The sequence below is a fragment of the Flavobacterium sp. GNP010 genome (assembly GCF_056428945.1).
In genome coordinates this window covers 1-22,895 of sequence record NZ_JBWJVK010000038.1, presented here as the reverse complement: position 1 = coordinate 22,895, position 22,895 = coordinate 1, and the positions used below count along the sequence as shown (strand labels likewise).

Sequence of the window (22,895 nt, the reverse complement as noted above, 5' to 3'; positions counted from 1 at the left end):
TTTATTTATGGGATAGAAAACATAAAAACTATACATATCCCAAAATCACTATTATTTGCAGTTTTTAAAGATTATTTGTGACTTGTTCAATTCTTTTAGTCGGTTGAAAATTGATTACTTTTGTGAAAATTATTGTTTTATGCAAGTTGACCTTTCTACATTAGATCCTAAGAAAAATATCATCATAAAAGGCGCACAAGTACATAACCTAAAAAATGTAGATGTTGCTATACCCAGAAATAAATTAGTAGTAATTACAGGACTCTCTGGTTCTGGAAAATCTAGTTTAGCTTTTGATACTTTGTATGCCGAAGGGCAACGCCGATACGTAGAAAGCTTGTCCTCCTATGCCCGACAATTTTTAGGACGTTTAGACAAACCGAAAGTAGAATACATTAAAGGAATTGCTCCGGCAATTGCTATTGAACAAAAAGTAAATACAACAAACGCCCGTTCTACAGTAGGAACATCGACCGAAATATACGATTATATAAAGTTACTTTTTGCTAGAATTGGACGCACTTATTCCCCTATATCAGATCGTGAAGTAAAAAAAAATACGGTTACAGATGTCATCAATGATGTAAAAAAGTTTGAACTAGAAAGCAAATGGTTACTACTCGCTCCTATTCATCTAGAAGAAGGACGAAAACTGGAAGACAAACTAAAAGTGCTTTTGCAACAAGGTTTTGCTCGAATATTAGTTAATAATGAAATGGTTCGTCTTGATGATTTACCGGATTCATTAGATACCAAAAACATATTTTTAATAGTAGACCGAATCGTTGTTAATCCATCAACTTCAGGAGAAAATGAATTTTATAATCGGTTGGCCGATGCCGTACAAACTGCATTTTTTGAAGGTAAAGGCATTTGTCATTTGCAAGAACTAAACTCCGACAAAAAGTATTCGTATTCTAATAATTTCGAATTAGATGGAATTACATTTTTGGAACCCAACGTGCATTTATTCAGCTTTAATAATCCGTACGGTGCCTGCCCTGTTTGCGAGGGCTATGGAAATATAATAGGAATTGATGCTGAATTAGTAGTCCCAAATACCACTTTATCCGTTTTTGAAAATGCTATTTTTCCTTGGAGAGGCGAGAGTATGAGTTGGTTTAGAGATGAGTTGGTCAACAAGGCTTACAAATTTGATTTCCCAATTCACAAGCCTTATTTCCAATTATCTGAGGATCAAAAAGAATTAATTTGGACTGGAAACAGTTATTTTCAAGGATTGAATGATTTCTTTAAAGAGCTAGAAGAAAAGAATTATAAAATACAAAACAGGGTAATGCTTTCTCGCTACAGAGGGAAAACTAAATGTTACTCTTGCAAAGGAAAACGCCTAAGAATTGAAGCCTCGTATGTAAAAATCAATGCTAAGACAGTTTCTGATTTAGTTGATTTACCAATTAAACATTTGGTTACTTTTTTCGAAAATATTGAACTAGATGTTTATGAAAAACAAATAGCAAAACGATTGTTAATCGAAATTAACAACCGCTTATCCTTTTTAACCGAAGTAGGGCTCGATTATTTGACCTTAAACAGAAATTCAGCCACACTTTCTGGGGGGGAATCACAGCGTATCAATTTAGCGACTTCGCTAGGTAGTAGTTTGGTGGGATCTATGTATATTTTAGATGAACCTAGCATTGGTTTACACCCAAAAGATACAGAACGATTGATTAAAGTATTGCTCTCCCTGCGAGATTTAGGAAATACCGTTATTGTGGTCGAACACGATGAAGATATTATGAAGGCAGCCGATATGATTATTGATATTGGTCCAGAGGCTGGTACTCTTGGAGGGAATTTAGTCGCGCAAGGAACTTATGACCAAATACTGAAATCAACTTCGCTTACAGCTAAATATCTCAGCGGAGATTTAGAAATTTCTGTACCAAAAAAGCGAAGAGCTTTCAAGAATTTCATCGAAATAAAAGGCGCAAGGGAAAATAATCTACAAAATATAGATGTAACCTTTCCTTTGGATGTATTAACAGTAATCACAGGAGTTTCAGGAAGCGGAAAAAGTACGCTTGTTAAAAAGATTCTTTTTCCAGCCATGCAAAAAAAGCTAGAGAACGTGGGAGAGAAAGCAGGACAATTCAGCGAACTATCTGGTTCTTTTTTGCAAATCAAACATATTGAATACGTTGATCAAAATCCAATAGGAAGAAGTTCGCGTTCCAATCCGGTTACGTATATCAAAGCATACGATGACATTCGGGAATTGTATGCTAAAGAAAAACTATCAAAAATAAGAGGCTATCAAGCCAAGCATTTTTCTTTTAATGTTGATGGTGGACGATGTGAAACTTGTAAAGGAGAGGGCTCCATAAATGTAGAAATGGTTTTTATGGCCGATGTGCAATTGCCGTGTGAAACCTGTAATGGAAAACGATTTAAGAAAGAAGTACTGGAAGTCGCTTTTGAAGGCAAGAACATTCACGATATACTCACGATGACTATAGATGATGCAATTGCATTTTTCATAGCTCATAAACAAGCTAAAATCACTCAAAAACTACAACCATTACAAGATGTTGGTTTGGGATATGTGCAATTAGGACAATCCTCCTCTACACTTTCAGGTGGTGAAGCGCAACGTATAAAACTCGCTTCATTCCTAGTAAAAGGCGCAACAAAGGACAAAGCTTTATTTGTTTTTGATGAGCCTACAACGGGATTGCATTTTCATGATATCAAGAAATTATTAGTCTCATTTGATGCGCTTATAGAAAAAGGACATTCAATATTAGTTATTGAACACAACCTTGATTTGATCAAATGTGCAGACTGGGTGATTGACTTAGGCCCAGAAGGAGGCGAAAACGGTGGTAAATTATTGGCAGTGGGAACGCCTGAACAAATTGTAAAAATAAAAGATTCGGTAACCGGGAAATATTTAAAAGATAAATTATAAGATTTCTAATCAGTATAGCATTTTTCTTCAAACGTATTGCCATCTTCATCAATGGCAATTACAATGTTTTTTTCTTTGGAGGAAACGTAAGTTACATAAATCCAGCCAACTGACCATACTCCTAAAGTCATGCAACAAAGTAAAAAATTTAATCCATGATCGACCTCTTTCCTGCTTTTTGATAAAACTGCAAAAGGTAACGAATCATTTTTTTCTATAATTGTAAATCCATGATGAATTTTACTTGCAAGAATTGAGGTAAATTGTTGCAGACTTTCTTCGTTAACATAGGTATTGCTTGTCATAATTATTAGAATAAATTACCTTAGCTATTATTTTTCTAAAAAATAGTTTGATAAAATTATATAATGCAAAAGTAAACGCTATACATAATTTTCACAATACCCACTTTTAGTGATTTTTAATCTATTTAAATATCAAACAGCTAATCAGTATTACTATTAAAGTTCTTTACAAATGTATTTTCAAAGAACCTATTTACAGTTATACAATAATTAATTAAACTTACATTATTCACAGATAAGCAAGGCTAGTACCTAACTTTTAAGAATAGAAAACAGTATTTTTTTTAAATAAATTTTTCAAATTCCTATTTGATATAGACGAGAAAAATTCCTTTTAAAAATTAGATTGAAGAAGTACTTAAGTAAAGATCAAAATTATAGTTTGAGCTTCAATTTTTTCAAAACAACATCTAAAACTTGATTGATTTCGATTGAGATTACAAATTTGTAATTGATGTAAACATATAAAAGTGTAACCAAAATTGATTTGAAACCAATACTGATTATTGGGGTAAAAGGAAATTCCCAAAAATAAAAAGCAATAAATAATATAAAAGTAACCACAAGAGAAGTTACCGTTTGTTTTGTAAATGGATACAAGTGCAAACGCTTTACCACAAAAAGTAATTTAGCCAAACTGTATATTGTTATCGATAATAAAGTAGCAAAAGCAGAACCAATTATACCATAAATAGGAATAAATATTGCATTCAGGACAACAGCTATGACAACTAAAAGCACTCCAAGAAACAAAACTGTTTTATAATATTTAGTATTAAAAATGATAGCATTATTATTGCCTAATATCAATTCAAAATATTTAGATAAACCAATCATAAATACAACCATTATTCCTTCTTTGTAGTCATGCAATTGAGGCATATCGTACAATTTATTAATATTGACAAAAATACCCAACATAACCAAACCGCCCACAACTTGAAGATTAATGGATGTTTTTTTGTACAAATCATTTAGCTCTTGCTGCTTATTTTCGTGCATTAATCGAGCTGTTATTGGATAAACGATTTGGTGCATGGCCCGACTTGGAACTGATATTACCAATGCGATGAATGTTGCTATCGAATAAAAAGCAATATTATCAATAACCATATATTGGTTAAGCATAATTTTATCTCCATCCAATAGTAAATTGGCAACACTACCAGACAGAATAATATAAAAAGTATACGTTAATATTTCTTTTGTATTTGCTGGTATGACAAACTGAAAGGCGGGTTTTTGTATGCTAAATGCGTAGAACATTGTCACTAGTAATGCCAAAAAGTACAAACCGGCTGTTGCGTAAACAAACCCTTCAACGGTGAGTATATCATAATAAACAGCAATTAATAATAACAATGAAAACAACCTCAGCCCTACTTCTTTTATAAAATTACCAAAAACAGAGTGCATATGAACCCGCAACCAAGCATAAAAAATTTCGAAATATGCCATACACAAACCAATAAAAGGTATAAGCCAGATAAAACTTTTTACAATTGGGTTCTTTTTTGATAAGAAAAATAAAATTTCATCGTAAAAGAAAAGTCCAATGATCAACATTGGAATTATTAATAACAAAGGGAATAAAACTGTAAAGGATAAAAAACGAGACTTTTCTTCCTCGGTCTGGTATTGAGAATAAAATTTAACTAGTGTATTTTGCATCCCAATTGCAAATAATGGCATGATCACATTTGCGCAAGAGGTAATGTAATTCGTTAATCCGTAAAAAGTAGCCCCAAGAAAAACAGGATACAAATAAATAGTATTTACACCACCAATTCCAAATCCAATATAGGTAATTACGGTATTCTTTAAGGACTGATTTAATACTATTCCCATTTTATCTTATTGCGAGGCACGAAGCAAACTCACTTTTAAATTATATTTTGTTAATTACTTCGACCAAATCTTTGGTAAGATTTTTTCTAGAATATTTTTGTAATCCAACTCCATTTGAATGCAATTTACCCTCCAAAAACTGCTTGTAAAAGTCCAAAATTACACTTTTAAGTTTCATTTTTTCTGAATAATCAAAAAATATACCCGTATTGGTCTCGGTTATGATTTCGGCAAAATCTGATCCATTAGGACCAATCGCAATTATCGGCCGATTTGACACCATATATTCGAATAATTTTCCAGGGATAATGCTTTTGGTTTCAGGAGAATCAATTTCGATAAGCAACAAAACCTGCGATTTTCTTTGGTGCTCGATCGCCTCTGCATGCGAAACATAACCCATATTATTTAAATAGGAATGTAACCCAACTTGAGTAATTGTTTGCAAAACTTCCTGACTTACAGCACCAATTAATTTTATTTCTAAATGGGATTTAAAATCTGGAATTTCAGCAGTCAATTCAGCTAAACTTTCCCATAAAATTAAAGGATTTCTCTCTGAAAGAAAAGAACCAATATGCGCCAATGTAAATTTAGAATCTAAAGGTTGTTTCGCCACTTCTTCCGTATCGTAGCCATTGGTTATGACCTCAATTGGTTTATTTGTAATCGCTTGAAATTCTGCTTTAGTGGTTTTACTCGTCACGATAATAGTATCCGCTGTATTCAAAACCTGATGCTCCAGTACTTTGTGCTTTTTATCCGCATAATGAGACAATCGTAAGGATTTATGATAGCCAATGGTGGTCCACGGATCTCTAAAATCGGCAAACCATTTCAAATCTAATTTTTGCTTTAATTCTAGTCCAATAAGATGCAAACTATGAGGAGGTCCCGACGTAACGACAGTGTCAATATTATTTTCAACAATGTATTTCTCCAAAAAAGCCACCGATGGTTTTACCCAAAAAACACGAGCATCCGGAATAAAAAGATTCCCCCGAATCCAGAGTAACGTTTTATCAAGAAAGCTTTGTTTTTTCTGATTGGGAATAATCCCGGAATTCATCTTTTTAGTTTTATTCTTCGAAAGAAATGAAGCTAATTGATACGGTTCAAATATCTTTTGTTTTAAAATAACGGCTTGATCTGAAACGTCCTGAACTAGATTCTGATCCATAATAGGATACGTAGGATTCTCCGGAATATAAACGATCGGCTGAACGCCAAATTCTGGTAAGTACTTGACAAATTTTAACCAACGTTGTACACCCGGTCCGCCAGCTGGTGGCCAATAATAAGTAATAATAATAATTTTTTTTGGGGCCAAAATAATTTATGTGTTATTTAGTCATTACTACTATTAAAGACTCTTTACAAATAATAGTTAGGATTCTTCTTTAATGAATAGGGTTAAATATTTGAGAAATTACTTTTGGTCATGGACTTTAAATCTACCCTAAATAAGGTTACATTTTTATATAAACCCGTTGCAATTTTATAAAAAGCGGGGAAAGATGGGATTATTAGATAGTATTCAAAATTTTCAGGATTAAAGAGATAAATACCAACAAATACTCCAAGAGTTAAGCCTAAAAAAAAGATCAAAAACAATATCTGTTGAAACGATTTTAAACCGAAAAGTTCTTTCATGATTTTAATAAATATTTTTATTATTTAGTTTTTCCAACTCTTCAATATCTAACTGATCTTTTAATCTATTAACCGCTTTTTTTGCAATAATCAAATTATCGTAATCAATAAAAACTACTGGAATCCCATCTATATCAATGATATTTGCTTTTTCTAAAAGTGTTGCGAAAGGCTTATTTTCTAGACCTTTAACAGAAGTCATAATATCCAATCTAAAATTAATATTTAGGGTAAAATCTGTCCAACCCGGAAGGAATTGCATCGTTTTAATACTTTCAAAATCACCTAATCCCATTTGTTTAATTGCAATCCTTAAGTTTTCACGATTAGCAACCGTATCTTCAATAAAAATATCAATATCTCCTGTATTTCTTCCGTAGCCATAAATATTTACAGCAAAACCACCTATGGTTAGATAGTTTACGTTGTTTTCTGACAAGTACTTCCAAACATCTAGTATTTGTTTATGAATATTCATTTCAAATTATTTTGATGTTGGATATTTTTTTGCCAATTTTAATACGTTAGAAAGTTCAATTATTGCAATGAGTTTTTCAAAACGTTGCTGATAGCTCAATTGTTTTACTTCTTCAATATATCTTTCCTCCTTAACTGCTGGATGTTCGTGATTTAATTTTACTTTACCCATTTCATTTCAAATTTAGAATCTATTCAAAAGTTTATTGGGTTAAATTTACAAATAAATATTAGACAGCTAACGCGTTTTTCTTCCTTTCAAAATAAATTCCAGCCACTAAAACTAATACTATTACAATCGAACTAATCAGTGTAATCATTCCGCCCGTTTTTATTACTTGTGGTTCAAACTTGAATTCTATGTTGTGTTTCCCCGCGGGAATTTGCAAGCCTCTTAACACATAATCCGCTCTGATATGCGTTACACTTTTACCGTCAATGTAAGCATTCCAGCCTTTTCCGTAATACATTTCAGAAAATAGGGCTAATCCTTCATTTGCGTTTTCTGAAGTATATTTCAAATAATTAGGCTTATAAGTAGCTAAAGTTATAGTCGCTAAACTGTCTTTGGCGAAAGCCGTATTTTTTATTTGAAACTCTTTTTGATTTATTATTGCAACGTTTTTAGAATCTAAACTGTCTAATGCTTTCATCTCTTCATCAGCAGAATTTACTACTTTTACTTTGCTCACGAACCATGCGTTTCCATTCACATCTGGATTAGCAACTGGAAATTCTCTACCTTCTTTGTCTTTTTGAATAAGATATTTTACATTCAGTAAATTAAGAATCTCGATATTGTTTTTACTTATTTGGTAATCAATTAATTGTTGCACTCTTCGTGGTCGTACCGCACTGTAACCACCAATAGATTTATGAAAATAAGAAGCTCTCGCTCCCATGATATCGCCAACTTCAAAAACACGGTAATTTGAAGTATCTTTTAGTATTTCAGCATCTGCTGGCGACTCTTGAAAAGGAACCTCAACCTGACTGCGACTTACAAAATCCTTTCCCGAAACATATTTTTTATCTACAAAAAACAAATCGGAAACCATCAAAAGTCCCACAATTAGTATCGCTGTGTTTTGAGCAAATCTTTCTTTTATTGACAACCATAATACGAATGCCGTCACTACGATAAAAAATCCTGAACGCAATAAATCAGCACTAAACAAACTCATTCGATCCAGTTTTAGGGCATTGACAAAATCAGGACCATACATTTCCTGGTAACTCGCATCATTCCCACCAGTAAAACTGAACATGCTTTTGCACAAAAACAAAATCACAATAATACCTAAGCTTAAAATTACCGACTCATACAACGCTTTCCACTGTAATTTTTTGTCTAATTGAAAGTAAGACTGCAATCCCATAATAGCCAAAACTGGAAAACATAATTCAAGCACCACCTGAATCGAAGAAACGGCTCTGAATTTATCATACATGGGAACGTAATCGATGAAGAAGTTCGTTAAAATAGGGAAATTTTTACCCCAAGATAACATTAAGGCTACAATCGAACCGGCAAGAAATACATATTTAATCTTTCGTTTATCAATAAACAAAGCTATAATCGCCAGGAAGAAAACTACAATTCCAATGTATGCAGGAGCAGCGACAATAGGTTGATCTCCCCAATAGGTTGGCATTCCAGACACAAAATCAGTTGCTTGATCCTCAGGAACTCCCTGTCCTATCATGAATTCATACATATTACTGTCTTTGCCAACTGCTTCATTATTTGAACCCCCAAAAAGTCGAGGTGCAATAAGATTGAAGCTTTCCATAACGCCATAACTGTACTCTGTGATGTAGTCTTTGGACATGGATGAACTTGTCTCGTTTTTTGAACCGTTTGGATTGAATGTCAGTTCGCTTTTGCCACGAATACTAAAATCAGCATATTCAGTGGTAGCCATTAAATTGGTAGCATTGGCACCAATAGCTAAAATTCCAGCAGCTGCTAATATCCCAAAAGAAAAGAACAGGGACTTATATTCCTTTTCTTTTATAAAATTATAACAAAAATAAACAGACAGAATCAATAGAAAAATCAGTAAGTAATACGTCATTTGGAAGTGATTTGCATTAATTTCTAATGCAGCCGCAAAAAGCGTAACTAATCCTCCCAGAATGTATTTTTTTTGAAACACCAGAATAAAACCAGCAATAACCAGTGGCATATAGGCAATAGCATGAGCCTTTGCATTATGACCCACACCAAGAATAATTATTAAATAGGTAGATAAACCAAAGGCTATTGCCCCAAAAAATGCTTTTAATGGATCTATTTTTAACACCAACATCAATCCATAAAACCCAAGAAAATACAAGAATAAATAATCAGCAGGACGCGGTAAAAAACGTAACATATCATCTATTGCACCAATATAATCGTGTGGGTATTTCGCTCCCAATTGATAAGTAGGCATTCCACCAAATGCTGAGTTTGTCCAATAGGGTTCAAGATCGTTAGTAGCTCTAAAATCGTTTTGTTCTTTGGCCATCCCCGTGTACTGAACAATATCCGATTGGAAAATTTGCTTTCCTTGCAAAACAGGATAAAAATAAAGAATAGAAATTAATACAAAACCTACTATGGCTGCCGCGTGTGGATAAAATTTATTTAATATTTTCAATGTAAAATAGTTTGAATTAGAGTAAATACAATGCTAAAAACGACAAACTTAATCTATTTCTTCGTAATCAACATAATCACCCACTTTTTTGGTTTCGCGAGGATTTTTGGCATTAGCCGTATTATAAAGCACCTCATCCTTTGTTTGTGTCTTTTTCCAAGAAGCATCTTGCGCCTGTTGTTGCTGCTTTTGCATATTTTCACCTGCTTTTTCAACTACTTTTTTTACCAATAATGGCAGAAACAGTTTTGCTAAAAATCTGAAAATATAATAGAAAGCAATCATATAAAAAAGTGCTTTTATAAAACCCATAAATTATGCTATTTGAATGTTAATATATATTTTTTCAAAATTAATAAATCCATATTGAAACTTCGAGACAAAATTAAAATATCATTCTTAAATAAATGATAAAATATAGTACATTTGAAATGCGTTATTACTTTTCAACCCAAAAAAAATTACTATGTTTAAAATAAAAATCTTGCTGATCGCCTTTATTTTATTACAACCAAGTATGCATTATGGTCAACATACAGACGAAATAAACTCTAATAGACCTGGAGAAACCATGTCAGCTTACTCTGTAGGCAAATCAGTAATCCAAATAGAAACAGGCGTTTATGGCATCAAACAGAAACATAGTTTATTGAATTATAATTCAAATGGCTTCGGTATCGATGCCACTTTACGATGGGGTTTATTCCTAGAAAATCTAGAATTGATCGCTGATATTCAATACCAAAACGAGACCTACAATGAGTTGTTCAGCAGTACTAAAATTGCAGACTTCAAACAAACCGTTTTTGGAGCAAAATATTTAATCTATGATCCTTTTAAAAATTATGAAAAAAAAATAAATATTCATAGTTGGAAAGCCAATAGAAAATTCACTTGGCGCCAATTAGTACCAGCGGTTTCTTTGTTTGCAGGAGCTAATTTTACGATGGCGGAAAACCCGTATTCTTTTTCTCCAGAATCCAGCATATCACCAAAAATTATCTTGATAACTCAAAACCATTTGGGTGATGGAAAATGGGTTTTTGTAACAAATATCATTGCCGATTATGTTGGTACCGATTTTCCTAGTTATGGCTACGTACTAACATTAACTCGTGGGTTTAATGACAAATGGTCAGGATTTGTTGAAAATCAAGGGTTTAAAAGTGATTTTTATAGTGATGCAATTGTTCGTGGTGGTGCCGCGTATTTATTAAACAAAGACATGCAAATTGACGCTTCAATTAGTACAAGCTTGAAAACAACACCTTCTATAGTGTATGGAGGCATTGGTTTTTCCTGGCGTTATGATGCTAAGTACAAAGAAGTGAGAATAAACATTGACAATAACGATAAAAATACGGGGTCTAAAGCAGAAAAAAGAGCCAAAAAGACAAAAAAAGGATAATGATTACAATTAAAGAAGCCGTTACCAAAAGTGAATTAACAGATTATATTAAGTTTCCATTCACATTATATAAAAATGATAAGTATTGGGTACCACCCATTATTGCAGATGAGCTGGAAACCTTTGATAAAACCAAAAATCCGGCTTTTGAAAATGCCGAAGCCTATTTTTACATCGCATACAAAGACAATGAAATTGTTGGTCGGATTGCAGCTATTATTAATTGGGGTGAGGTAAATGATCAAAAAAAAAGCAAAACTCGTTTTGGTTGGTTTGATGTAATTGACGATATTGAAGTAACAAAAGCACTACTTGAAAAAGTATACGAACTAGGACGAAAAAACAATTTAGACCATGTTGAAGGCCCTATGGGTTTTTCAAATTTAGATAAAGTAGGAGTCCTAACAGAAGGTTTTGAGGAAATCGGAACCATGATTACGTGGTACAATCATCCGTATTATGCCCGCCATTTTGAGCAATTGGGTTTTAATGTTGAAAAAGAATATTTAGAGAGTAAGTTCCCATTTGAAAACGTAAAACTGGAGTTTTTTGAAAAAGCAAACGACTTGGTAAAAAGAAGGTATCAATTAAATCCGCTCAATTTTAAAACTACCAAAGAAGTAATGCCACACGTAGATAAAATGTTTGATTTATTTAACAAATCATACGCCTCATTATCCTCATTTGTAGCGATCACCGATACTCAAAAAGAATATTTTAAGAAAAAATACATCAGCTTTATCAATCCTGAATTCATAAAGTTTGTTGAAGATAAAGACCATAACATTGTAGCGTTTAGTATTGTAATGCCTGATTTTGCTCAAGCTTTACAAAAATCCAAAGGTAAATTGTTTCCTTTCGGATTTATACATTTGCTAAAAGCAAAAAGACAAAGTAAAAATGTACTTTTTTACCTTATTGGTGTATTGCCAGAATACCAGAACAAAGCTGTAACCGCAATCCTTTTTAAAGAGTGTTACGAAACATTTAAAGAAAAAGGCATACTCAACTGTTATAGAACACCAGAATTAGCAAACAACTTGGCTATTCAAAATTTATGGAAACATTTTGATCCAGTTGTTCATAAACGAAGATGTACTTTCATCAAGAGTTTATAAAAACTACGATTTAAGAAATTTTTGACTCAGATGATTGTAAATTTATTATAAATCAGACTTTTTAGGTTTTTCTATTTAAAACTTATAAAAAATCGTTACTAATAAATTTTGAGGCCTTATGAAAAAAGTTGTCTCACTCGAAATAAATTCTGTATTGTTTTGAATACTATATTTGTCTCTATTCAAGATATTAGACCACTTTAATTCATATGTAAATTTAGACTTTGGATTTTTATAATTTAAAAAGGCATCTAAATAATGGTTTGTATTCTTGTTAAGATTTATAAACTGTATAAACTCGTTTGAAAGTCTAAGCGAAAAATTTTCTGTAAAATTAACGTCAAAGTTGTTTTTACTAGAATGAAAAATCACTTGGTTTTTAAACCCTGTGTTTTTATTTTTATTGGTGTTTTTTTGAAAAGAATATTCGGAAGTAAAACCTATAGTTTTAAAAAATTTAGGGTTAAAGTTTAATCGAATTTCTTGATTTTTGTTTTCAAAAGGAATTAAAATATTATTATTAAGCTGATTTTGAGCAACTAAATTGTAGTTAATATTTATTTTAAAATTTGATTTTAATCTAAAAAAGTACTTCGAAATGCCAAGAGAAACTTTTGTTTTTTTGCTATAGTTTTCAAATAAAATATATTCAAATCTATTTGATGACGAAGAAAAAATATTGGATCCTATAAAATTTGCTCGGTTAAAAGTTTTTTCAAAATCTAAATTTATAAAAAGAAGTTTAGATGTGCGCTGCAAAACAAGTCTTGAAGCTATTTTATGACTATCCGTTTGAAAATAATCTAATTGATTTCTGTAAAAACTTCGAAAATTTTGTAAATAATAATTATCATAATTATCAAGAACATTTCTCGGAACATTATTAAAAGAATATTCTACATTGAACATGTTTTCTCTACCAAATTTTTGTTCCACTTCGGTTTGAAATACCTTTGAGAATACATTTTTGTTACTTAACGAAATGAAGTTATAAAAAGTTGGTGCAAAAGACGATTCCCATTTAAGTTGTTCTTTTTTTAAAGTTATTCTTGCTAAAACAGATGTTTTACTAAATATGTTTTTGTTTTGATTGAAATATTCTGGCAATACTGTTACTTCACCACTGTTTTGAGTAAGTGATAAGTCTGTATTGTTGTCTCTATTCGAGAATATATTTGAAAATTCTGATTGGAATTTCCATAAATTTTTAGTGTAACTAAAATTTGCCGCATTTTTAAAAAAGAAAATTCTATTGTTAATAATTTGATTTGTAGCTAGATAGTCTATATTGTTGTTTAAGAGATTTGGAAAAAGACCTTTTTTTATGATTAATTCATCTTTAAGACTTCCAACATATAAATATGAATTTAAATTAAAAAACGTTTTTACTATTGTTTTTATAACATTAAATTTATTTGTAAACTGGAACAAATGGTTCTTAAGATTTTGCGTGTTACTTGCATTGTTTAGTTCAGAATAACTTTTCTCCTTGTAAAATTCTGCTTTAAAATCGTTAGTCCAATAAATAGTATTTGTATTTTTTCTAACAGTACTATTTTGAATAAAGTAATTGCCTTTTTTTGAAAAACTATTATTTTCAACAAAACCAATTGCTGTATCAACATTATTGAAAGTTGTAGAATTATTTACTTGATATGGGTTAAAATCATTATAAAAAATAGAATTAGTTTTAAAATCCACATCATTATTCAATTTAAAGGATGTATTTGTACTAGCTGCAAATATTCTATTTTCAAATCTATTTTTACTCAACGGAGGCAATGAGGTATTCGATGCTGAGAGTATATTTTCTCTAAAATTTAAATCAAACTTAGTAAAAAGATCACTAAATTCTGTACTAGCAAACATAGTATTAAGATCTTGTCCGACATTATTAAATTTCAATATATTAACGACCTTTATTTTTTTGGAAATAAGTGTATTGAAGTAATTCATTTTGTAAAGATTCGGAATACCTAGTCCTAAATCTAAATTATGAATCCACGTATTTTTATAGTCTGATTTTAATGTTATGTTGAGCGCTGCATTTTTTGGAATTACCTTTCCTTGTAATAATTTAATAGGTTGATTATTTTCGAGTATTTGTATTTCGTCAATAATCTCCGTGTTAAAATTTTGTGTTGCAATTTTATAATTTTTAGATAAAATATCATCACCCTCGATATAAAAATTAGACAATGACATACCTTGGTACTTGATGGTTCCACTACCATCTATTTCTAATCCGGGTATATTTCTTAAAGCATCTTCTAATTTACGATCGTTAAGATTAGCAAAATCTTTCAATTTATACTTAATGGAATCACCTTGTTTACGAACAAGAAGGTCTCTTTTTACAACAACTTCATCTAAAATTCTTGGCTTTTCGGAGAGTTTGAATTCATAAAAAAGTTGAGTCTGAAGTAGTGGCAAAGTAATAGTTTCGTAACGTAAGCTTTTTACAAGAATTTCATGATTTGTAAAAAAGTTTTTTTGAATTTCAAAACTAAAAACACCTTTTTCATTAGTTTTTGTAAACTTTTTTATAGTGCTATTATCTTTTTGAACAATGTATAAAAAAACATCGTTCGCTGGTATGTCTAAGTAACTAACTTTACAAGTTATCGTAACATTTTGTGCAAAAGTTGCACTAAAAAAAAATAAAAAAAAGATAAAGAATAAACTATAAAACAATTTCATTATCAACTGATTATTGTAATTCAATTGGATTATTTATTTTCTTCTTAATTTTTGGAACTGGTGCATATTGTTCTCCATTTTTGATCACCGTAAAATTAGTATTAATTTGACTCGTATAGTTATCATTAATTTCAGCCAATTTTTCTTTGGTAACCTCTTCATAATATAATGGTTCTTCAATTATATTGTCAACTTGTGCAGTACTGATTTTTATAGCGCTAAATTCTACATCTCCCGTTTTATCAACAACAGACAAAATGGCTCCAGGTAAACCATTAAATTTCCATGGACCAAATGATACAGGAATATCAGAAGTAAACCAAGCTTCATAATCTCTACCTCTAAAAGTAGTGATTGCTTTTTGACAACTATAGTTTAAAATTTTTTTTTTATCTTCTAGAATAGTCCAATCTTGTAGTATAGTATCTTTTACTAAATAGCTACTATTTTTATACTCAAATGAGTTATAAATTTGTTTTTGTAAATCTATAATTATAAAATCATTGGGTTTGATTTGATTTTTTTCATTTTTAAATTCAGGATTTTGATCACCCAATTGCTTCGCAATTTGAAGACTTCTATTATACTTGTTAAGATCATAAGCGAAAGTTTTGCTTGGCGTAAAAAACATTCTAAACTGTGCTTTTCTAATTTTAGCTTTATCAACTAGATCTACTTTATGAATATATTGATAATCAATATAACCATCCGCTTTCTGAGAAAAAATAAGGTTTGAAAATAAAAAAACGAACAAATATTTCATGAAAATAAAATTAAAAAGGCTGATTTGAATTATATGACGGCCTAATGTTAAAAGCAATATTAAATTGAATTTGATAAACTCAAATGTAGCAACTACTAAATTTCATTTACTTATTTCAGTCAATCACTAGCTGGATCGGATCTACAGGCATTCATTGACTCATCTGCAATAAGTACTAGTGTAACAGTCGTAGTATTACATGTCCCTGTTCAAGTCCATGAATTTCAACTATTGCTCGCAATTTACTTTTGTTAATACAACAATATCGTCAAATTTTAACGTTTTTAGATCTTTGTAAGTTACTTTTCCGCTGGAATCAGTAGTTATGTCTCCGAATCCTTCTACATACGTATTTCCTTTTTTTACAAACACAACTTGGCGCCTGGAAGTAACTCCCTCCGACATAAAAGTGTAATCGGCAATAAGTGTATCGCCTTGCAGTTTTCCTATTACAGTGCCATCATTTTTATCTTTTTCGAAAAATCGATAACACAAGTTCCCTACAACTGATAAATCTTTATCGATTTTCAAATCCATCGTGACTGTATCTTTACTCTTAATTGAAGAATAGCATTCTGATTTTGCTTCTGCAACCACTTCCTCAGTCACCGGTAGACTCGCATCTTTTTCTTTTTTACAGGAAATAAAAAAACTCACAAAAACGAATACTACTATTACTTTTTTCATAATATTAAAATTTAAGTTATTGAAATATAAGATTAATTTTTGAATTAACACAAAAAAAATCCACCAACTTATGTTGATGGATAGTGTTTAATTCTAATGAAATATACTAAAACTAGGCGTCTAAATCAACCGTTGTTCTGCTTGCTATTTCTTTATAAGTACCATTTTCTAATTTTTCACGAATTGCTTCAAAAGCTGTAAGTGTTTCATCTACATCGGATAAAGTATGTGATGTAGTAGGAATCATTCTCAATAAAATAATACCTTTTGGAATTACAGGATAAATTACTATCGACAAGAAAATACCGTAATTTTCTCTTAAATCATTTACCATAATCATTGCTTCGGGCACACTTCCTTCTAGATAAACTGGCGTAACACAAGTATTGGTGTCCCCAATATTAAAGTTACGCGCTCTTAATCCGTTTTGTAGTGCATTTACATTTTCCCACAATTTATCTTTTAATTCTGGGTGATTACGCAACAACTCCAAACGTTTTAACGAACCAATAGTTTGAATCATTGGTAAAGCTTTGGCAAACATTTGAGAACGTAAATTGTATTTCAAATAGTCAATAATATCTTTATCCGCAGCTACAAAAGCACCAATATTAGCCATCGACTTTGCAAAAGTAGAAAAGTATACATCAATACCATCCTGACAATCTTGCTCCTCACCTGCTCCAGCTCCTGTTTTTCCTAAGGTTCCAAAACCATGTGCGTCATCAACTAGCAAACGGAAATTGTACTTTTCTTTTAAAGCAACTATTTCTTTAAGTTTACCCTGTTGTCCGCGCATACCAAAAACACCTTCGGTAATAAACAAAATACCACCACCTGTTTCAGTAGCCATTTTTGTAGCACGTTGCAGATTTTTTTCCATACTTTCAAGATCATTGTGCTTGTAAGTATATCTTTTTCCACTGTGTAAACGCACTCCATCAATTATGCAAGCATGGGCATCAACATCATAAACAATTATGTCATTTCGCGTTACTAATGCATCAATAGTGGACATAATTCCTTGGTATCCAAAATTCAATAAATACGCTGATTCTTTCATTACAAAAGCAGCCAATTCATTCTCTAATTGCTCATGATATTTAGTATGTCCGCTCATCATTCTTGCTCCCATTGGGTAAGCAGCTCCATATTGAATAGCAGCATCAGTATCTGCTTGACGCACTTCTGGATGATTAGCTAGACCTAAATAGTCATTCAAACTCCAATTCAAAATATCTTTTCCACCAAACTGCATTCTTGGTCCCAACTCACCTTCTAATTTTGGAAAAACAAAATACCCTTCAGCTTGTGAAGCCCATTTCCCCAAAGGACCTTTATTGTTTTGAATTCTTTCGAATAAATCTTTTACCATAATATGTAAAGTAATAATTTTAATTTTAAGAAGTTGCAAAAATAATTATTTAAATTTTATAAAGGACTTGAAAATAAATTTATTTTTAAAGCAATCTAATCACACTAAAATTCAAAAATTTCAAACCCAAAAATTTAAACCAAGTACTACTAAAAAACCAAGACTCCATTTGTAACAGTGCAGATTTGCACAAATCAAATGCTAAACATACCAAGCATAACACAATAAACTTTGTATATTTGACTTACTAAAATAAATTTTAAATTTATGTCTAACAATACAAAGGAATTAAAATTAGCCGTCCTTATTGATGCCGACAACGTTCCCTACAGCAATGTAAAAGGTATGATGGAAGAAATAGCCAAATTTGGCACTCCAACTACTAAACGAATTTATGCAGACTGGACCAAACCAAATGCAGGAGGTTGGAAAAGCGTTTTACTCGAACATGCCATTACACCTATACAGCAATACAGCTATACGGTGGGTAAAAATTCATCCGATTCCGCCATGATTATTGATGCTATGGATTTATTATACTCAGATAAAGTAGATGGCTTTTGTATTGTTTCTAGTGATTCTGATTTTACTCGTTTAGCAATCAGACTTCGTGAATCTGGAATGAAAGTAATTGGTATTGGTGAACAAAAAACACCAAATTCGTTCATTGTTGCCTGTGACCGATTTGTTTATATCGAAGTTTTAGATGGAGCAATAAAAAAGAAAGAACCAAAAAGAACAGCAACTGATGCTAAAAAGGCCACACCAAAAAGCCTTAATAAGATAGATTTACAAACGATAGAACTCATCGAATCTACAATTGAAGATATAGGCGATGATAGTGGATGGGCTTTTCTTGGAGATGTAGGAAATCTAATTGTTAAGAAAAAACCAGAATTTGATCCACGAAACTATGGATTTTCGAAATTGACACCCATGTTAAAATCGTTAACTGACATTCTAGAAATAGACGAGAGAGATTCTGATAAAAAAGGAATAAAACACGTTTACGTACGATTGCGATTTAGTTAGACAATGCCAGTTATCTCAATCAGCAGCTGTTGTTGACTGATCGTATCAAATTTGGCAACCTGTTTTAAATGAAAATTACAAGTCTTACTATTTCAATCCAATAAACAAATCAAACCATGCAGCTCGTTTTCGCTTCAAACAACAAAAATAAGATCTTTGAATTACAAAGTATGCTTCCCGAGAACATAACTATTAGAAGTCTAGAAAGTATTGGTTGTTTTGAAGATATCCCCGAAACTTCCGATACTATTGAAGGTAATGCGATTCTAAAAGCAAATTATGTAACCGAAAAATTCGGTTATGACTGTTTTGCTGATGATACTGGACTTGAAATCGATGCTTTAAATGGAGCACCTGGCGTGTATTCTGCAAGATATGCTGGAGAACAACGCAATGCCGATGATAATATGAATAAAGTATTAGAAAACTTATCGGACATAAACAATAGGAAAGCCCAATTCAAAACTGTAATAGCACTAAACATAAACGGAAAACAACATCTTTTTACAGGAATTGCTCTTGGAGAAATAACTTTAGAAAAAACAGGAAATCTAGGCTTTGGTTACGATCCCATTTTTAGACCTTTACAATACGAGGAGACTTTTGCACAATTATCATTAGACATTAAAAATAAAATCAGTCACAGGGGAAAAGCTACGCAACAGTTAATTAATTTTTTAAAATTAAATCAATAAACAGCGAGTTATACAAAATTTTGATAACAAAAAAACAACTTTAGTAACACTATTTTAGACTAAAATATTAAATCAAAATAAACAATTCTTAAATAAAAAATATAACTTTCTGACAATCAAATGATAATAAATTATTAAATCTTAAAATAGCATTAGTTTATATCGATTATTAACAGTAATTTTGCACCCTATTTTAAAAATACATATGAATAAATTTGAACAATTAGGATTGAGTGAATCGTTACTGAAGGCGATTTTAGATCTAGGATTTGAAAATCCGACCGAAGTACAGGAGAAAGCGATTCCCCTATTATTGGAAAAAGACACAGATATGGTTGCGTTGGCTCAGACAGGGACAGGGAAAACGGCAGCATTTGGTTTTCCAGTTATTCAGAAAATTGATGCCAACAACAGGAATACACAAGCATTAATTTTATCTCCAACACGCGAACTTTGTTTGCAGATTACCAACGAAATTAAAAACTACTCCAAATACGAAAAAGGTATTAATGTGGTAGCAGTTTACGGTGGTGCTAGCATTACAGAACAAGCGAGAGACATAAAGAGAGGCGCGCAAATTATTGTGGCAACTCCAGGAAGAATGCAAGACATGATTAATAGAGGATTAGTAAACATCTCTCAAATCAGCTTTTGCATCCTTGACGAAGCTGACGAAATGTTGAATATGGGTTTCTACGAAGATATCGTAAACATCCTATCCACTACGCCAGACGAAAAAAATACATGGTTATTCTCTGCAACAATGCCTGCTGAAGTAGCACGTATTGGGAAACAATTCATGAAAGATCCAATTGAAATTACAGTTGGAACTAAAAATTCAGGATCAGCTACCGTATCTCACGAATTTTACTTAGTAAATGCTCGTGATCGTTATGAAGCTTTGAAACGTCTAGCCGATTCTAATCCAGACATTTTCTCAGTAGTTTTTTGTAGAACTAAACGTGATACACAAGCTGTTGCCGAAAAATTAATTGAAGATGGATACAGCGCTGCTGCCTTGCATGGAGATTTATCTCAGGCGCAACGTGATGGTGTAATGAAATCTTTTAGAGGTAGACAAATCCAAATGCTTGTTGCAACTGATGTAGCAGCTCGTGGAATTGATGTTGACAATATTACTCACGTAGTAAATTACCAACTTCCTGACGAAATTGAAACGTACAATCACCGTTCTGGTCGTACGGGACGTGCAGGAAAATTAGGGACATCAATCGTAATTGTAACAAAAAGTGAATTGCGTAAGATTTCTTCAATAGAAAGAATTATCAAACAAAAATTCGAAGAAAAAACAATCCCATCTGGAATTGAAATCTGTGAAATCCAATTGTTGCACTTAGCAACTAAAATTAAAGACACAGAGGTTGATCACGAAATTGACACATACCTTCCTGCAATTAACAGTGTACTTGAAGATTTATCGAAAGAAGAATTAATCAAGAAAATGGTGTCGGTTGAATTCAATCGTTTTATCAATTACTATAAGAAAAACAGAGATATCTCTAATCAAACTTCAGGTTCTGAAAGACGTGAACGTGATGACAGAGATGGTGCTCCAAGAGAAAACAACAATGGTGGTGCAACGAGATATTTTGTGAACATAGGTTCAAGAGATAACTTTGATTGGATGTCATTGAAAGATTACTTGAAAGAAACATTAGACTTAGGTCGTGATGACGTTTTCAAAGTAGATGTAAAAGAAGGTTTCTCTTTCTTTAACACAGATCCAGAACATACCGATAAAGTAATGGAAATATTGAACAACGTACAATTAGAAGGACGTAGAATCAATGTTGAAATTTCTAAAAATGACGGTGGTGGAAGACGTGATCATAACGGAAGAAGCTCAGGCGGAAGTTTTGGAGGCGGAAGAAGTTCAGCTCCAAGAAGAGAAGGAAGCTTTGCTCCAAGACGCGAAGGTTCTGGTGGCGGATTTAGAAGCGACAGAAGTTCAGCACCAAGAGAAGGTGGTTTTGGACCAAGAAGTACATCAGCTCCAAGAAGAGAAGGTGGTTTTACATCAGACAGACCAAGAACAGAAGGTTCATCTGATAGAGCACCAAGACGTTCAGAAAACTTTGGTGACACACCAAGACCAAGAAGACCAAGAAGAGACTAACGTTTAGTTAATTTTCTTATAATTATACTGGAACTACAAAATATTTAATCTTGATTTATTACTTTTAAAGTCTTAAATTAATGTATGAAATATTTTGTAGTTTTTTTATTTTTACTATTGTCCATAACAGTACATGCCCAAATTCAAGAAGCGTCCCATAAAGTTGACGGTTTGATTTTAAGCAACACGACAAAACAACCGTTATCTAGTGTTAATATCATAAATGTGAATAAGGTACGCGGTGCTACTACCAATTCTAATGGGTATTTTGAAATCGATGTACAAGTAAATGACACCCTGCACATTACCAGCCTAGGTTTTCAATCCTTGCGAGTACGCGTGACAAACGACTGGATTAAAAACAAAAGCACCAAAATTCAACTTACTGAAAAAGCTATTGCGCTGGAAGAAGTAGTAATTAGACCTTTTAATCTTACTGGTTATCTTGAAGTAGACACTAAAATTATCCCTGTGAAAGAAAACTATCGCTATAGTATTTCTGGTTTAACGCAAGGGTATGAAGCGGGCGCATATTCACCTAATGCCTTTGGAAGAGTTCTTGGCTCCATATTTAATCCGGCAGATATGTTGTATAATTTTTTTGGTAACAAGCCAAAAGAACTAAAGAAACTTAAAGAAATGAAGAAGGACGACACAGTCCGTAATCTTCTGGAATCAAAATTTGACAGAGAAACGATTGCCGTACTTTTAGGTATTGACAAAAATGAAATACCTGAAATTTTGCAACGTTGCAACTACTCTGAATCGTTCATAAAAACAGCAAATGATCTTCAAATCATGGACGCAATAAGCGGATGTTATGAAGAATACAAAGTACTGAAAAAGAAATAAATACAAAAAATTGTATGTTACTAGGTCCTCAATTCCGAAAGCATTTGGGGATTTTTTAAGATAATATTTAAAAACAAATCAAAAATATTATTTATATTTACTTAAATCAAAAGTTAAACAAAACTAAAAACCTATATCATGGCAAAAAGTCAAGACGCTAAGAAAACCGTCAAAAAAGAACCGTTAAAAACGGCTAAAGAAAAGAAAGAAGAAAAAAGAGATAAGAAGAACAGTCCTAAAAGAGACTAAAAATTAGTGTTCAGTA

General features: G+C 32.0%; 18 protein-coding genes. 7 read left to right on the top strand and 11 right to left on the bottom strand.

The window, feature by feature from the left end; all coding sequences use genetic code 11:
• The first annotated feature begins 139 nt into the window (after positions 1-139).
• Positions 140-2,935 (top strand): excinuclease ABC subunit UvrA, encoded by a 2,796-nt coding sequence (gene uvrA, locus AC061C_RS13490; RefSeq protein ID WP_478291598.1) that lies wholly within the window; start codon positions 140-142, stop codon positions 2,933-2,935.
• 5 nt (positions 2,936-2,940) lie between these two features.
• Here uvrA and AC061C_RS13485 read toward each other — a convergent pair whose 3' ends face one another.
• From AC061C_RS13485 to AC061C_RS13455, 7 genes are all read right to left on the bottom strand, one after another.
• The gene (locus AC061C_RS13485) at positions 2,941-3,240 is read right to left on the bottom strand and encodes a hypothetical protein (RefSeq protein ID WP_417943457.1); all 300 of its coding nucleotides are present in this window, start codon (positions 3,238-3,240) and stop codon (positions 2,941-2,943) included.
• Between the two features lie 375 nt (positions 3,241-3,615).
• The gene (locus tag AC061C_RS13480) at positions 3,616-5,088 is read right to left on the bottom strand and encodes an oligosaccharide flippase family protein (protein ID WP_478291597.1); all 1,473 of its coding nucleotides are present in this window, start codon (positions 5,086-5,088) and stop codon (positions 3,616-3,618) included.
• A 40-nt stretch (positions 5,089-5,128) separates the two neighbouring features.
• On the bottom strand, positions 5,129-6,418 hold the full coding sequence (locus AC061C_RS13475; RefSeq protein ID WP_478291596.1) for a glycosyltransferase family 4 protein: 1,290 nt from the start codon (positions 6,416-6,418) through the stop codon (positions 5,129-5,131).
• A 327-nt stretch (positions 6,419-6,745) separates the two neighbouring features.
• Positions 6,746-7,219: a nucleotidyltransferase gene (locus AC061C_RS13470; protein ID WP_417968677.1), complete on the bottom strand. Its 474-nt coding sequence runs from the start codon at positions 7,217-7,219 to the stop codon at positions 6,746-6,748.
• Between the two features lie 6 nt (positions 7,220-7,225).
• The gene (locus tag AC061C_RS13465) at positions 7,226-7,390 is read right to left on the bottom strand and encodes a hypothetical protein (RefSeq protein WP_309755303.1); all 165 of its coding nucleotides are present in this window, start codon (positions 7,388-7,390) and stop codon (positions 7,226-7,228) included.
• Positions 7,391-7,448: 58 nt separating this feature from the next.
• Positions 7,449-9,863, bottom strand: a complete 2,415-nt coding sequence (locus AC061C_RS13460; RefSeq protein ID WP_478291595.1) for a YfhO family protein — start codon at positions 9,861-9,863, stop codon at positions 7,449-7,451.
• A 48-nt stretch (positions 9,864-9,911) separates the two neighbouring features.
• Entirely contained in the window at positions 9,912-10,175 is a 264-nt protein-coding gene (locus tag AC061C_RS13455) for a DUF4834 family protein (protein ID WP_478291594.1), read from the bottom strand.
• A 154-nt stretch (positions 10,176-10,329) separates the two neighbouring features.
• Here AC061C_RS13455 and AC061C_RS13450 point away from each other — a divergent pair, with 154 nt between their 5' ends.
• Both AC061C_RS13450 and AC061C_RS13445 read left to right on the top strand, forming a co-directional pair.
• Positions 10,330-11,271, top strand: coding sequence for a transporter (locus AC061C_RS13450; protein ID WP_478291593.1), 942 nt, complete (start codon positions 10,330-10,332; stop codon positions 11,269-11,271).
• Complete coding sequence (locus AC061C_RS13445) at positions 11,271-12,389, top strand: GTP cyclohydrolase (protein ID WP_478291592.1); 1,119 nt, start codon at positions 11,271-11,273, stop codon at positions 12,387-12,389. The genes AC061C_RS13450 and AC061C_RS13445 overlap by 1 nt, the downstream gene beginning before the upstream one ends.
• A 75-nt stretch (positions 12,390-12,464) precedes the next feature.
• On the opposite strand, the gene AC061C_RS13440 is transcribed toward AC061C_RS13445, so the two are convergent.
• The 4 genes from AC061C_RS13440 to capB all read right to left on the bottom strand — a co-directional run bounded on the left by AC061C_RS13440 (position 12,465) and on the right by capB (position 17,914).
• A complete protein-coding gene (locus AC061C_RS13440) occupies positions 12,465-15,089 on the bottom strand; it encodes a hypothetical protein (RefSeq protein WP_478291591.1) in 2,625 nt (874 codons plus the stop codon).
• Positions 15,090-15,099: 10 nt separating this feature from the next.
• The gene (locus AC061C_RS13435; RefSeq protein WP_478291590.1) at positions 15,100-15,852 is read right to left on the bottom strand and encodes a GLPGLI family protein; all 753 of its coding nucleotides are present in this window, start codon (positions 15,850-15,852) and stop codon (positions 15,100-15,102) included.
• A gap of 228 nt (positions 15,853-16,080) precedes the next feature.
• The gene (locus AC061C_RS13430) at positions 16,081-16,539 is read right to left on the bottom strand and encodes a hypothetical protein (protein ID WP_478291589.1); all 459 of its coding nucleotides are present in this window, start codon (positions 16,537-16,539) and stop codon (positions 16,081-16,083) included.
• A gap of 112 nt (positions 16,540-16,651) precedes the next feature.
• Positions 16,652-17,914 carry a cysteate-C-fatty acyltransferase gene (capB, locus tag AC061C_RS13425; RefSeq protein WP_478291599.1) on the bottom strand — a complete coding sequence of 421 codons (1,263 nt, stop codon included), beginning with the start codon at positions 17,912-17,914 and terminating at the stop codon, positions 16,652-16,654.
• Positions 17,915-18,181: 267 nt separating this feature from the next.
• Between capB and AC061C_RS13420 the strand changes: the two genes are divergently transcribed.
• From AC061C_RS13420 to AC061C_RS13405, 4 genes are all read left to right on the top strand, one after another.
• A complete protein-coding gene (locus AC061C_RS13420) occupies positions 18,182-18,946 on the top strand; it encodes an NYN domain-containing protein (RefSeq protein WP_309755000.1) in 765 nt (254 codons plus the stop codon).
• A gap of 116 nt (positions 18,947-19,062) precedes the next feature.
• Complete coding sequence (locus AC061C_RS13415; protein ID WP_478291588.1) at positions 19,063-19,641, top strand: non-canonical purine NTP diphosphatase; 579 nt, start codon at positions 19,063-19,065, stop codon at positions 19,639-19,641.
• Positions 19,642-19,846: 205 nt separating this feature from the next.
• Positions 19,847-21,778 (top strand): DEAD/DEAH box helicase, encoded by a 1,932-nt coding sequence (locus tag AC061C_RS13410; RefSeq protein ID WP_417968690.1) that lies wholly within the window; start codon positions 19,847-19,849, stop codon positions 21,776-21,778.
• Between the two features lie 84 nt (positions 21,779-21,862).
• On the top strand, positions 21,863-22,630 hold the full coding sequence (locus AC061C_RS13405) for a carboxypeptidase-like regulatory domain-containing protein (RefSeq protein ID WP_417968691.1): 768 nt from the start codon (positions 21,863-21,865) through the stop codon (positions 22,628-22,630).
• Positions 22,631-22,895 lie beyond the last annotated feature (265 nt).

Coding starts and splice junctions, on each gene's coding strand:
- uvrA (WP_478291598.1), top strand. CDS start 140: ATGCAAGTTGACCTTTCTACATTAGATCCTAAGAAAAATATCATCATA.
- AC061C_RS13485 (WP_417943457.1), bottom strand. CDS start 3,240: ATGACAAGCAATACCTATGTTAACGAAGAAAGTCTGCAACAATTTACC.
- AC061C_RS13480 (WP_478291597.1), bottom strand. CDS start 5,088: ATGGGAATAGTATTAAATCAGTCCTTAAAGAATACCGTAATTACCTAT.
- AC061C_RS13470 (WP_417968677.1), bottom strand. CDS start 7,219: ATGAATATTCATAAACAAATACTAGATGTTTGGAAGTACTTGTCAGAA.
- AC061C_RS13465 (WP_309755303.1), bottom strand. CDS start 7,390: ATGGGTAAAGTAAAATTAAATCACGAACATCCAGCAGTTAAGGAGGAA.
- AC061C_RS13455 (WP_478291594.1), bottom strand. CDS start 10,175: ATGGGTTTTATAAAAGCACTTTTTTATATGATTGCTTTCTATTATATT.
- AC061C_RS13450 (WP_478291593.1), top strand. CDS start 10,330: ATGTTTAAAATAAAAATCTTGCTGATCGCCTTTATTTTATTACAACCA.
- AC061C_RS13445 (WP_478291592.1), top strand. CDS start 11,271: ATGATTACAATTAAAGAAGCCGTTACCAAAAGTGAATTAACAGATTAT.
- AC061C_RS13440 (WP_478291591.1), bottom strand. CDS start 15,089: ATGAAATTGTTTTATAGTTTATTCTTTATCTTTTTTTTATTTTTTTTT.
- AC061C_RS13435 (WP_478291590.1), bottom strand. CDS start 15,852: ATGAAATATTTGTTCGTTTTTTTATTTTCAAACCTTATTTTTTCTCAG.
- AC061C_RS13430 (WP_478291589.1), bottom strand. CDS start 16,539: ATGAAAAAAGTAATAGTAGTATTCGTTTTTGTGAGTTTTTTTATTTCC.
- capB (WP_478291599.1), bottom strand. CDS start 17,914: ATGGTAAAAGATTTATTCGAAAGAATTCAAAACAATAAAGGTCCTTTG.
- AC061C_RS13420 (WP_309755000.1), top strand. CDS start 18,182: ATGTCTAACAATACAAAGGAATTAAAATTAGCCGTCCTTATTGATGCC.
- AC061C_RS13415 (WP_478291588.1), top strand. CDS start 19,063: ATGCAGCTCGTTTTCGCTTCAAACAACAAAAATAAGATCTTTGAATTA.
- AC061C_RS13410 (WP_417968690.1), top strand. CDS start 19,847: ATGAATAAATTTGAACAATTAGGATTGAGTGAATCGTTACTGAAGGCG.
- AC061C_RS13405 (WP_417968691.1), top strand. CDS start 21,863: ATGAAATATTTTGTAGTTTTTTTATTTTTACTATTGTCCATAACAGTA.